The organism is Stenotrophomonas sp. 05L414_2, assembly GCF_056397905.1.
Window position 1 is genome coordinate 1 of sequence record NZ_JBFTOJ010000130.1, and the last position, 11,943, is coordinate 11,943.

At 67.5% G+C, this 11,943-nt stretch carries 13 protein-coding genes; 5 read left to right on the plus strand and 8 right to left on the minus strand.

Annotation, left to right across the window (positions count from 1 at the left end):
- The 4 genes from AC1DJN_RS16250 to AC1DJN_RS16265 all read right to left on the minus strand — a co-directional run.
- Positions 1 to 981: OprO/OprP family phosphate-selective porin (locus AC1DJN_RS16250; protein ID WP_478039493.1), on the minus strand; the 981-nt coding region annotated here is incomplete at its 3' end.
- A 229-nt stretch (positions 982 to 1,210) separates the two neighbouring features.
- Positions 1,211 to 1,900, minus strand: coding sequence for an endonuclease III (gene nth / locus AC1DJN_RS16255; protein WP_025875369.1), 690 nt, complete (start codon positions 1,898 to 1,900; stop codon positions 1,211 to 1,213).
- Complete coding sequence (locus tag AC1DJN_RS16260) at positions 1,900 to 2,253, minus strand: hypothetical protein (protein WP_032975654.1); 354 nt, start codon at positions 2,251 to 2,253, stop codon at positions 1,900 to 1,902. The genes nth and AC1DJN_RS16260 overlap by 1 nt, the downstream gene beginning before the upstream one ends.
- A gap of 4 nt (positions 2,254 to 2,257) precedes the next feature.
- On the minus strand, positions 2,258 to 3,052 hold the full coding sequence (locus AC1DJN_RS16265; RefSeq protein ID WP_025875367.1) for an enoyl-CoA hydratase/isomerase family protein: 795 nt from the start codon (positions 3,050 to 3,052) through the stop codon (positions 2,258 to 2,260).
- 166 nt (positions 3,053 to 3,218) lie between these two features.
- On the opposite strand from AC1DJN_RS16265, the gene AC1DJN_RS16270 reads away from it, so the two are divergent.
- The 3 genes from AC1DJN_RS16270 (at position 3,219) to AC1DJN_RS16280 (ending at position 5,749) form a co-directional block, all read left to right on the plus strand.
- Positions 3,219 to 3,920, plus strand: a complete 702-nt coding sequence (locus AC1DJN_RS16270) for an FKBP-type peptidyl-prolyl cis-trans isomerase N-terminal domain-containing protein (protein WP_478039495.1) — start codon at positions 3,219 to 3,221, stop codon at positions 3,918 to 3,920.
- 129 nt (positions 3,921 to 4,049) lie between these two features.
- On the plus strand, positions 4,050 to 4,853 hold the full coding sequence (locus tag AC1DJN_RS16275) for a CoA pyrophosphatase (protein ID WP_032975658.1): 804 nt from the start codon (positions 4,050 to 4,052) through the stop codon (positions 4,851 to 4,853).
- Entirely contained in the window at positions 4,850 to 5,749 is a 900-nt protein-coding gene (locus tag AC1DJN_RS16280) for a sulfurtransferase (protein ID WP_032975659.1), read from the plus strand. Before AC1DJN_RS16275 ends, AC1DJN_RS16280 begins: the two co-directional genes overlap by 4 nt.
- A 175-nt stretch (positions 5,750 to 5,924) precedes the next feature.
- Here AC1DJN_RS16280 and AC1DJN_RS16285 read toward each other — a convergent pair whose 3' ends face one another.
- On the minus strand, positions 5,925 to 6,491 hold the full coding sequence (locus tag AC1DJN_RS16285) for an N-acetylmuramoyl-L-alanine amidase (protein WP_032975661.1): 567 nt from the start codon (positions 6,489 to 6,491) through the stop codon (positions 5,925 to 5,927).
- Positions 6,492 to 6,563: 72 nt separating this feature from the next.
- Here AC1DJN_RS16285 and AC1DJN_RS16290 point away from each other — a divergent pair, with 72 nt between their 5' ends.
- Together AC1DJN_RS16290 and rlmKL are read left to right on the plus strand one after the other, a co-directional pair.
- The gene (locus tag AC1DJN_RS16290; RefSeq protein WP_025875362.1) at positions 6,564 to 7,091 is read left to right on the plus strand and encodes an alpha/beta hydrolase; all 528 of its coding nucleotides are present in this window, start codon (positions 6,564 to 6,566) and stop codon (positions 7,089 to 7,091) included.
- Positions 7,092 to 7,235: 144 nt separating this feature from the next.
- A complete protein-coding gene (gene rlmKL, locus AC1DJN_RS16295; RefSeq protein ID WP_478039497.1) occupies positions 7,236 to 9,374 on the plus strand; it encodes a bifunctional 23S rRNA (guanine(2069)-N(7))-methyltransferase RlmK/23S rRNA (guanine(2445)-N(2))-methyltransferase RlmL in 2,139 nt (712 codons plus the stop codon).
- A 121-nt stretch (positions 9,375 to 9,495) separates the two neighbouring features.
- On the opposite strand, the gene AC1DJN_RS16300 is transcribed toward rlmKL, so the two are convergent.
- The 3 genes from AC1DJN_RS16300 to AC1DJN_RS16310 are packed head-to-tail and all read right to left on the minus strand — an operon-like array spanning position 9,496 to position 11,767.
- Complete coding sequence (locus AC1DJN_RS16300; RefSeq protein WP_442251040.1) at positions 9,496 to 9,825, minus strand: DUF3325 domain-containing protein; 330 nt, start codon at positions 9,823 to 9,825, stop codon at positions 9,496 to 9,498.
- The gene (locus AC1DJN_RS16305; protein WP_478039500.1) at positions 9,822 to 11,450 is read right to left on the minus strand and encodes a PepSY-associated TM helix domain-containing protein; all 1,629 of its coding nucleotides are present in this window, start codon (positions 11,448 to 11,450) and stop codon (positions 9,822 to 9,824) included. Before AC1DJN_RS16305 ends, AC1DJN_RS16300 begins: the two co-directional genes overlap by 4 nt.
- Positions 11,447 to 11,767: a DUF3649 domain-containing protein gene (locus AC1DJN_RS16310; RefSeq protein ID WP_032975664.1), complete on the minus strand. Its 321-nt coding sequence runs from the start codon at positions 11,765 to 11,767 to the stop codon at positions 11,447 to 11,449. Before AC1DJN_RS16310 ends, AC1DJN_RS16305 begins: the two co-directional genes overlap by 4 nt.
- Between the last annotated feature and the right edge of the window lie 176 nt (positions 11,768 to 11,943).

Consider the following 11,943-nt stretch of genomic DNA (forward strand, 5'->3'; position numbering starts at 1 on the left):
GTTCAGATCCATGTGGTCATAGCGCACGCCCAGCTGCCACTGGCCGCCGGCCGGGTTGTTCGGCAGGCCGGTGCCCGGGGTGCCGCCCTTGTAGCTCCAGCTTTCGCCGGTGACATTCCACACGCCGCTGACGTAGTAGCCGTCGGTGGTGTAGTTGTCATGGGCGTAACGCTTGGCCTTGCTGGTGTAGTACTCGGCCTGGGCCTTGAACGGGCCCTGGAAGTACATCGCCTCGGCGCCGATGGTGCTGACGCGGTCGGTGTCGGTCATGTTGCCGCCATCGACCAGGCGCGCGGTGGCCAGGTCGGCGTTCGGGCGGGCACGCACGCGCAGGGTGTCTGCGTCGGTGTCGTAGTCGACGTAGCTCAGGCCGAAGTGCAGGACCTGGCCCTTCTCGTTGATCGGGGCCCAGGTGCCACGCGCGCCGTAGCCGCTGCCGTGGGCCAGGTTGCGGGTCAGTTCGCGGCCGAAGGCGCTGGCGGTGACCGACCAGTTGTCCTGGCCGTAGCTGTAGGCACCGCCCAGGCGACGGGCGACAGCGTAGGTGTTGGTGACCGCAGCCTTGGAGATGAAGTCGTTGTTCTTGGTGCTGGACAGTTCTTCCAGGCTGTTGGGCTGCTTGAACTGGCCGACCTGGATGAAGTGGTTGGCGTTGCCCAGCAGCTTGTACTTCACGTTGGTGTCGAGGAACTTGTCGGCCTTGGCGTCGTAGCCCACGACCCATTCCACGTTGCCCGGGCCCTTGCCCTTCAGCACCAGCTCGGCGCGACGCAGTTCGAATTCGCTGTTCTTGCCGTTGCCGGCGTCACCGCCGTTGAGGTCCACGACGTCATTGTCGTACCAGTTGCCGTCGGCCTGGACCAGGCCTTCGAAGGTGATTTCCGAACCGCCGATCACATCGATGGCGACTTCGGCGTGGGCGGCCGGCACGTACAGCGCAGCAGCCACGGCGATCGTCAGGAGCTGGTGATGCAGTTTCATGGAGAGGAGCCTTGCAGGCAGGTGGGAAGATGCGCGCAGGCTAAAACGTGAAGATTGCGTAAATGTGACAGTTCGCGCACGGCGGCGATCCGCCGCAGGCCCCGTCACGGCTGGGCCTGCCATTGAAACCGGTTACGTATGACGCGCGGATTGCGCCCCGGTTGCAGTAGAGCCACGCCATGCGTGGATGGATTTTCCAGCCAATCCACGCCATGCGTGGATGGCGCCGTCACTCCGCGGGGGTCTTGTCCTTGAACCGGCACAGGTCGGCAATCACGCAGCCCGGGCAATCCGGTTTGCGCGCTTTGCACACGTACCGGCCGTGCAGGATCAGCCAGTGGTGCGCGTCGAGCAGGAACTCGGCGGGAATCGCTTTGACCAGTCGATCTTCAACCTCGCGCACGTTCTTTCCGGGCGCAAGTCCAGTGCGGTTGGCGACACGGAAGATGTGCGTGTCCACCGCCATCACCGGTTCGCCGAAGGCGGTGTTGAGCACCACGTTGGCGGTCTTGCGGCCGACACCGGGCAGGGCTTCCAGTGCGTCGCGATCGCGTGGCACTTCGCCACCGTGCTTCTCAAGAAGCAGCGCGCAGGTGGCGATCACGTTCTTCGCCTTGGCGTTGAACAGACCGATGGTGGCGATGTACTTCTTCAGTCCCTCTTCGCCCAGCGCGAGGATCTTCGCCGGCGTGTTGGCAACCGGGAACAGGCGTCGGGTGGCCTTGTTGACGCCGACGTCGGTGGCCTGTGCAGACAGCGCGACCGCCACCAGCAGTTCGAACGGCGAGCTGTATTCCAGCTCGGTCTTCGGATGCGGATTGAGCTCGCGCAGGCGGGTGAACATTTCCACCACGTCGGCACGCGGCATCGTACCGCCGCGGCGCGCAGGTGCGCGCGCGGTCTTCTTCGCGGTCGCCATTACTGCTCCTTGCCGGCGGCGCGGGCCTTGGCCCGGGCGAGGATGGCGGCCGCGGCGGCAGGCAGGGCGGGTTTGACGTCCGGTGCCGGCGCGGGCGTCCGGCGCGCATCACGCTCGGCCTCGCGGCGGGCCAGGCGCACGGCGCGTGCGCGGAAGCGTTCGCGCGCCGCCCATGCACGCTGCAGTTGCAACTGCATCTGGCACAGGCGGTCGGGCAGGTCCGGATGATCGGGCAGCAGCCGCTCATCGCCAGCGCGCACGACGTAGTCCATCAGTCCAGCCTGCAGCGCACCATCGGGATCGTCTGCCTGGACCCGGGCGAACAGCAGCACGGGGTTGGGTCGGGATGCCATGGCGTCAGCGGTTCTGGAAGGCGGGGGGGCGGCGCTGCAGGAAGGCGCTGGTGCCTTCGCGCATGTCCTCGGTGGCAAACAGCAGGCCGAACTGCGCACTTTCGTATTCCAGGCCGGCTTCCAGGCTGCATTCGCCGCCCACGTGTACCGCGTCGAGCAGGCCACGCAGCGCCAGCGGCGCCGACTGTGCCAGCTGCCGGGCCAGGGCCTGCACGCGGGCATCGAGCTCGGCGGCGGGCACCACTTCGTTGACGATGCCCAGGGCCAGTGCGCGCGCGGCGTCGATCGGGGTGCCCAGCAGGCACAGTTCCAGCGTGGCCGCGCGACCACACAGGCGCAGCAGGCGCTGGCTGCCGCCGAAGCCGGGAATCAGGCCGAGATTGATCTCCGGCTGGCCGACCTTGGCCGAATCAGCGGCGATGCGCAGATGGCAGGCCATGGCCAGTTCCAGCCCGCCGCCCAGCGCAAATCCGTTCACCCGGGCGATCACCGGCTTGGGCATGCGTTCGATGCGGCGCATCAGGGCCTGGCCGAGCAGGGAGAAATCACGTCCCTGAACCGCGCTCAAGGTGTTCATTTCCGCGATGTCGGCCCCGGCCACGAACGCCTTGGGGCCAGCCCCGGTCAGCACCACCACCCGTACCGCCGGGTCGGCGGCGGCGTCGCCAAACGCCTCGGCCAGCGCCTGCAGGGTGGCGGCATTGAGGGCGTTGAGCTTGTCCGGACGTTGCACGGTAATGGTGCGGACGGCGCCATCATCGCTGACGTCGACCGGGTGGGGAGCGGGGGCCTCGACCACGGGAAACTCCTGGAACGTTAAAAAAAAGTGAGATTGAACTCTGTAAACGCAGACAGGTCATAGCCTGCGTGGTGAGTAGCGGTTACACGTTGTGGCCGTTATCCTAACCCGTCGCCTCAGGGCGGCGCAGAACGTCCCTGAGTTACCACCCCTGGAGAACTGTTTGATGAAGTTGCGTTCTATCGCGGTCGCCGTCGCGGCCCTGGCCCTGACGGGCAATGCCTTCGCCCAGGACATCGCGTCCGAGAAGGGCAAGCTGAGCTACTACTTCGGTTACGACTACGGCAACAACCTGGCGGAGCTGACCGGTCGCGGTGAGCAGCTGGACATCAACTCGGTGGTGAAGGGCCTTCAGGACGCCTACGCCAAGAAGCAGCCGGCCATTACCGCCGAGCAGCTGAAGCCGGCCGTTGAAGCGTTCCAGAAGCGCGAGCAGGGCCGTGCCCAGGCCGCCAAGGCCGAGTACGAAAAGGCTGCTGCCGAAAACAAGACCAAGAGCGATCAGTTCATGGCGCAGAACAAGGCAAAGGCGGGCGTGCAGACCCTGCCGAGCGGCGTTCAGTACCGTGTGATCGAAGCCGGCAAGGGTGCCAAGCCGACCCAGGCCAGCACCGTGCRGCTGGAAGTGGCCGGTCCGTTCCCGTACGGCCAGCGCCCGACCGAAGCCCGCCCGGCCCAGCAGATTCCGTCGATCAAGGTCAGCGAAGTCGAAATGAAGGCCATGCGTGAGACCCTGCTGCAGATGCCGGCAGGCTCGAAGTGGGAAGTCTCGCTGCCGCCGGATCAGGCCTACGGCGCCGACCCGCGCACCCCGTTCCCGCCGAACGTGGCTGTGCAGTTCGAGATCAAGCTGATCAGCGTCAAGTAAGAAGAAACAGCGTCAACATCAACGCGCCGGTGAATCCACCGGCGCGTTTTTGTTTCTGCACCACGCTGCAGCTGTGCGGGGCCCATCCCAAATTCAGCCCATTCGCGCTACTGTTGACCGGTGCAAATAATGGAAGAAACGGCGCGTGCTGTCGCAAGCCCCTGCATCAACGTCTGCAAGCTGGATCGCAACCGGCTCTGCGCCGGGTGCGGGCGGCATATCGACGAAATCGCACGGTGGTCGTCGATGAGCGACAGCGAACGCGGCCACATCCTGCAGCGTGTGCTGCCCCTGCGCCAACAGCTGCAGCAGTCGCTGCGAGGGTCGTTGGCCGATCATGAGCGGCTGCTGCGCGCGCTGCATCCGCTGGCCGAACCGCCGGCAGGTGACGGCTGGAACCGCAGTGAACTGGATGACCTGCTGCCTCCGGGCCCACCGGTCGAGGCGGCGGTGTTGGCTGGCATCGTGCCGCGCGCCAACGGTGCGCAGGTGATCCTGACCCGGCGTACCGAAACCCTGCGGCAACATGGTGGCCAGGTTGGCTTCCCCGGTGGCCGTACCGAGCCCGATGATCGCGATGCGCTGGCTGCCGCACTGCGCGAAAGCCAGGAAGAAATCGCGTTGGCGCCGACACAGGTGCAGGCATTGGGATATCTCGATCCGTTCGTGACCATCACCGGCTACCGGGTGACCCCGGTGGTGGCAGTGATCGATCCGGATTTCGTGGCGGTCCCGCAGCCCAGCGAAGTGGCCGAGGTGTTCGAAGTGCCGCTGGACTATCTGATGGCCGCCGACAACCTGCGCCAGGTCGAAATCAACCATCGCGGCCGCGTCCGCCATGTCCTTGAATATGGCTGGCCCGGCCAGCGCATCTGGGGCGCCACCGCGGCCATCCTGTACAACCTGCGTCGCCGCCTGGAGCAAGTGCAATGAAGCCGATCGACCCGCCGTGGACCACCCTTGTCGATGTTGCGACCCTGGCTGCGGCCTTGGGCGATGGGGTACGCGTGGTCGATGCCCGCGCGACCGCAAGTACCGTGCGCGTGGTCGACGCGCGTGCATCGCTGGCCGACCCGCAGGCGGGCAACAGCCTCTACGCGCAGGGACACATTCCCGGCGCAGTGCATGCCGATCTCAACCGCGACCTGTCCGATCTGACGCGGGTGGGCCATGGCCGCCACCCGTTGCCCGACAGCGATGCGTTCGCCGCACGACTGGGGCAATGGGGCATCGGCACCGACACGCAGGTGGTGGTGTATGACGGCAGCGATGGCAGCATGGCCGCCGCGCGCCTGTGGTGGCTGCTGCGCCTGATCGGGCATGCGAACGTGGCCGTACTCGATGGCGGCATCGCCGCCTGGCAGGCCGCCGGCCAGCCGCTGGCGACCGGCAGCAGCCAGGTCATCGCGTTGCCCGCGTATCCGGGGCGCTTCGATGGCAGCCAGGTTGCCAGCGCGGACGAGATCGAATCACGCCTCAAGCATGCGCCGGGCTGGCTGGTCGATGCCCGCGCGGGCGAGCGGTTCCGCGGTGAGGTGGAGCCGCTGGACCCGGTCGCCGGCCATGTGCCGGGCGCGGTCAATCGCCCGTTCGCGTTGAACGTGCTGGACGGCCGCCTGCGCGATGCACAGGAACTGCGTGCCGAACTGCAGGGCGTGATCGGCAACCAGGACCCGCAACGCGTGGTGCTGATGTGCGGTTCGGGCGTGACCGCCTGCCACCTGCTGCTGGCGATGGAAAGCGCGGGCCTGTCCGGCGCACGCATCTACGCGGACTCATGGAGTGGCTGGGTCAGCGACAGCAGCCGCCCGGTCGCCACCGGCGCCTGAGCAAAGCGGGTTGGTCGATTTGACGTTCATCCACGCATGGCGTGGATCCACGTGTCGACCAAGGTCGACACCTACCAACAGCCGCGGGACCCACCCCGCCATCCCACCGAATGCCAGCTTTTGACGTTGACGTTGACGTTGCCTGTGCGGGTGCAGGGCGCAGCCCTGCCGGCGCTTACTCCAACCCCTGCAACGGCACCTTCGCCAGCACCCGCGCCCACGGGAACAACGGGCCCGGATCACGCTTGCGCGCCACGGTCACCGCCGGGTCATCACTGGCCGGCACCTGCTCCAGGTCCAACTGGTCATGTCCGGCAATCCGCCGCAGCGACGGGTAACGAGCCACCAGTGCCTGCAGCAACCGTTCCAGCGCCAGCAGCTGCGCTTCGGTGTACGGCTCGTCCATCGCCTGGTGGCGGCTGTCGAGCCAGTGCGGGTAGCGCCCCGAATTGACCAGTTCGATGCCCACGGTATCGGCATTCATGCCGCGCACGTGGTGGGCGATGCGCTCCGGCGCCACGTACTGCACCACGCTGCCGTCGCGGTCGATGTAGAAATGCCCGCTGTTGCCGGCGCCGCTGTCGTACAGCACGCGCTCGCCGTACTCCCGGGCGGTCGCCAGGTCGGGCAGTTCGGTGCAGTGGATCACCACCATTGCCAGGCTGGATGGATCGCGCAGTGGCAGGCGGTCGTGGTAGGGCAACGGCTGCAGCTGCAGGCCGGGCAGGAGCGGTTTGGGCATGCGGCGATGCTAGCATTGCCGGATGAAACTGCCTTCCCTTCTGCTGTCGATCCGCTCCGTGGGAGCGCACGCATGAGCCGCGGTCACTGCATCCTGTCCCACGGCTTCGAGAGCGGCCCGGAGGCGACCAAGGTCACCGCGCTGGCCGAAGTCGCCGAGCGACTGGGCTGGACCCATGAGCGCCCCGATTACACCGACCTGGACGCGATGAGCCAGGTCAGCCGCGTTGGCGATGTGCGCACCCGCCTGCAACGCCTGATCGAGCGCACGGCCGCTGCCGCTGCGCAGGGGCCGGTGGTGCTGGCCGGCTCCAGCCTGGGCGCCTACATCTCCGCCATCGCCTCGCTGCAGGTGCCGGTGGCCGGCCTGTTCCTGATGGTGCCGCCCACCACCATGGGCCCGATGCCGGCGCTGGATGCCGCGCCGGTGCCGACCACGGTGGTGCAGGCCTGGCATGACGAGGTGGTGCCGGCCGCCGGAGTCATCGCCTGGGCGCAGGCGCGCTCGGCGCAGCTGCTGCTGGTGGACGATGGCCATCGCCTGGAGCACCACGTGGAAGCCTCTGCGCAGGCCTTCGAGCGCCTGCTGCGGCAGCTGTGAAGCCCGGGCGCACGGCGCGCCCGCCCGCATTGACTACAATGGCAGCCCCGCCGCCCCCGGCGCGGGCCTGCCGGCCGTGTCCACGGCCCTCCCTTCCGAATGGCCCGGCCCCCTGCCGTGCCTGACCACCTGCGAACCGATCCCGTGAAATTTTTTGTCTCCTGCGCCAAGGGCCTGGAATACCTGCTTGCCGATGAGCTGTCGGCCCTGGGCCTGGAAAAGGCCACTGCCACCATCGCCGGCGTCAACGCCGATGGCGAACTGGAGCAGGCGCTGCGGATCGTGATGTGGTCGCGGCTGGCCAGCCGCGTGCTGTGGCCGATCGACGAATTCGAATGCCCGGACGAGCAGGCGCTGTACGACGGCGTGCGTGCGCTGCCGTGGCACGAACACATCAAGCCGGAGATGACCCTGGCGGTGGACGCGCATGTGTCCGGCGACAAGATCACCCATGCCCGTTTCGCCGCGCAGCGGATCAAGGACGCCATCGTCGACCGCATGCGTGACGAAGGGCTGGAGCGCCCTTCGGTCAACACCGACCTGCCGGACGTGCGCGTCAACCTGTCGCTGCGCAAGGGCCGCGCCTCGCTGTCGATCGACCTCGGCGGCGGCCCGCTGCATCGCCGCGGCTGGCGCGGTGCGGCGCATGACGCGCCGTTGAAGGAAAACCTGGCTGCCGCGCTGCTGATGCGCGCGCAGTGGCCGCGCCTGCACGCTGCCGGTGGCGGCCTTCTGGACCCGATGTGCGGCAGCGGCACCCTGCTGATCGAAGGCGCGCTGATGGCGGCCGATGTCGCCCCCGGCCTGATGCGCCATGGCAGCCTGCCGCCGAGCCGCTGGCTGGGCTTCGACAAGGCTGCCTGGAAAACCATCCAGAGCGAAGCGCGTGATCGCGAAGCGGCCGGCCTTGCCGCGCTGAAGCCGGTCATCCACGGCAGCGACATCGACCCGGTGGCGATACAGGCCGCGCGCGAGAACGCCGAAGTTGCCGGCGTCGCCCATGCCATCCGCTTCACCCGCGCCGATGTGGCTGACCTGCCCACCCCGGAGCAGGAGATCGGCGCGGTGGTCTGCAACCCGCCGTATGACGAGCGCCTGGCCGCCGATCCGGCGCTGTACCGCAAGCTGGGCAATGCCCTGCAGAAGGCCGTGCCGCAGTGGCGCGCCAGCCTGCTGTGCGGCAATGACGAACTGGCCTTCGCCACCGGCCTGCGTGCGGGCAAGAAGTACCAGATGTTCAATGGTGCGCTGGAATGCGCACTGATCGTCTGCGATCCGATCGCGGTGCCGGGCCRCGACCCGGCACAGGTGCGCGAGCTGAGCGAAGGCGCGCAGATGGTGGCCAACCGCCTGCGCAAGAACCTGAAGAAGTTCAAGAGCTGGCGCGCGCGCGAAGGCATCACCTGTTTCCGTGCCTACGATGCCGATCTGCCGGAATACGCAGCGGCCATCGACGTGTACGAGGAAGATGGCGGCCAGCGCCGCACGTTCCTGCATGTACAGGAATACGCTGCACCCGCTGCGATTCCCGAGAACGACGTGCGCCGCCGCCGCAATGAATTGCTGGCCGCTGCGCGCGAGGTGTTCGGCGTCCCGCCGGAACAGGTATCGATGAAATCGCGTGAACGTGGCAAGGGCGGCAGCAAGTACGGCCGTTTCGAGCAGCGCGAGGAGTTCCTCGTGGTGCGCGAGAACAACGCGCTGCTGCAGGTGAACCTGTTCGATTACCTGGATACCGGCCTGTTCCTCGACCATCGCCCGCTGCGCCGGCTGATGGCCGAGCAGGCGCGCGGCAAACGCTTCCTCAACCTGTTCTGCTACACCGGCGTGGCCAGCGTGCAGGCGGCGGTGGCCGGTGCGGCCAGCACCACCAGCGTCGACCTGTCGGCCACCTACCTGCAGTGGTGCTACGACAACCTGGCCTTGAACGGGCAGGGCGGCAATCAGCACCTGCTGGTGCAGGCCGATGCGATGGCCTGGCTGGAAGGCGATCGCGGCCAGTACGACGTGATCTTCTGCGACCCGCCGACGTTCTCCAACTCGGCCCGCGCCGAGGACTTCGACGTACAGCGCGAGCAGGTGAAGATGCTGCGTGCGGCCGTCGCGCGACTGGCGCCGGGTGGCGTGCTGTACTTCTCCAACAACTTCCGCCGCTTCAAGCTGGAAGAGAACGCCATCGCCGAATTCGCCCAGTGCCGCGAGATCAGCGCCAGCACCATCGGCCCGGATTTCGAGCGCAATGCGCGCATCCATCGTGCGTGGGAGCTGAAGCGCCTGGCGTGACGCGTCGCCGGGCATGGCCCGGCGCTACCCACGTGCGCGCAGAACGGTAGCGCCGGGCCATGCCCGGCGAGCGTGGGTCCGGTAGATCCACGCCATGCGTGGATGCGGTCCACCGCACGGGTTACAACAGCGCCACCACCAGCCCGATCACCGGCAACGCGATCGCCAGCGGCGCGATCCATTTCGGCCGGTAGGGGTACAGCGCGAACGCCAGCACGATTCCACCCAGGGTGAGCTCGCCGAGCCACAGCACCGGGCCCATCGCCCAGCCGTGGTCGACCACGCACAGTGCGAAAGCCACCGTCAGCAGCACCCAGCCCAGCACCCGCCATTGCGTGCGCCGTGCCGGTGATGCCGCGGATTTGCCGTGCAGTTCCTGCTGATGCTTTTCCATCGCCAGCGACAGCGCGGTGAACGCTGTGAACGACAACCCCAGTACCAGCAGCATCATGCGCTGGCCTCCGCTTCCACTGCATCGGCCRGTGCCTTTGTCGCTGCAGCGGCCGCCGCGCGTTTCTTCTTCTCGGCGGCAGTCAGCGGCGGCGTCCAGCGTTGCATGCGCCAGCCGCACAGGGCCAGCATGACGCCGAAGGCGATCATCGACAGGTCGAAACCGGCCAATGCCCAGTCACCGTTGAACAGCGTCACGCCCAGGTGCGCGTGGGTGGTCAATGCGTTGACCACCGGAATCAGCGCGAACGCGGCCGCGCCGATGTACAGCTGCCACGCCCACATCATCCGCTTGGGCCAGATGAAGGCTGCCAGCAGCGAGGCGCCCCACGCGTAGAAGAACACGTTCGCTTCGGCGTTGGAGCGCTCGGCCAAGCCCAGCGGCAGCAGGCGGTTGCCCCAGAAATAGGCGGCGAAGGCGATCGGCAGACCGGCCACGGCGCCGATGTTCAGTGCATCGACCAGGCGCAGGCCGAAGCCGGTGCGACCGCTCTTGGCATGCTTCGGCCGCTCCTTCACCGCCCACAGCACCACGCCGCTGGCCACCATCAGGCAGCCGGTCAGGCCGGACAGGAAGAACAACGCGCGCAGGCCCCAATCGGCAAAGCGGRCCAGGTGCAGGCCATACAGCACGCCACGGGTGGCGGTGGCGCCACCGGAAGGCGGCGTTTCCTGCAGCAGCGCGCCAGTGACCATGTCATAGCGCAGCGCCGGGGTATCGATGGACAGGCGTTTGCCATCGCGCTGGCGGATGTCGATCACCGCATTGGCGGCACCGGGATTGGCAACGCTGAAACCGGCGACCTCGGTGCCGTGCCAATGCGTGCGGGCACTGTCCAGCAGCTGCCGCAGCGGCAGGGGGGCAGCCTTGCCTTCGGCGGGCGCGGTGACCTCGGGCAGGCCACCAAAGGCCTCCGCGTAGAACGCATCCTGGTCGGTGCCGTAGGCCACGTTCACTCCCCACGGCAGGTACATGATCATCAACGTGACGATGCCGGTGTAGGTGATCATCGCGTGGTAAGGCAGGGCCATCACCGCGCTGACGTTGTGGAAGTCCAGCCAGGAGCGCAGGCCCTTGTCCTTCCGGAAGGTGAAGAAGTCCTTGAAGATCTTCTTGTGGGTGATCACGCCGGTGATGATGGCCACCAGCATGAACATCGCGCAGAAGCCCACCAGGTAGCGCGCCCACAGCACGGGAATGTAGTGCAGGTCGAAATGCAGGCGGTAGAAGAAGTCGCCGCCACGGGTCTCGCGGGCCTTCAGCTCGGTGCCGGTGTTCGGGTCCAGGGTGGCATCACCGAAGGCGCCGCGTCGGCCCTTGCTGGGGTCGGCCAGCTCGGCCGGCAACCGCCAGAACATCTGCATGGCCGGATTGCGTGGCTGCGGCAGGGTGACGAACCAGCTCTCGGCCTGTGGTGCGTTGGCCAGCAGGTAGTCGGCCGCGCGCTGCGCCGCTTCGTCGGTGCTTACCGTGCTGCGCGGCAGCTCCGGGCGCATCCAGCGGCTGATTTCCTCGCGGTAGTAGCTGGCGGTGCCGGCCATGAAGATCAGCAGCAGCAGCCAGCCGACCAGCAGGCCGGTCCAGGTATGCAGCCAGGCCATGGATTGGCGGAATCCATTCTTCATGCCCACGCTCCCAGCAGGCGCGAAATGCCGGCCAACAGCAGGGTGGGGGCAAGAATGCCGACCCAGGCACGCAGCGCACTGCGCGTGGCGAACGCCCACAGCGCGGCGCAGGCGGCGACCAGGATCGCCAGCAGCATGCCGGTCAGCACGGCCTGGCCGCGCGCGCCCGGCAGCGCCAGCGCACAGAACACCGTGGTCATCGAGGCAAGCGCGTAGCCGCCGAAGATGGCGGCAAGGGATCGGGACAGCACGCCCCATCGCGGGTTGGCGAAGAAGGTGCTGAGGCGGGGGCTGGCGGTTGCGGGCGAGCGGTCCACGGYGGTCCTGCAGGTTGAATGAAGAGAAGGCCGGCGCACCGAAGCACGCCAGGGTTGGCCATCCGTGGCCGGGTGCCGGTCGCAGAACCGGCACCATCCATCAGGTCATCAGAGTTTCCAGCGCAGCGTCACGCTGACGTTGCGGGGTTCGCCCCAGTACACGCCCTGGTAGAAGC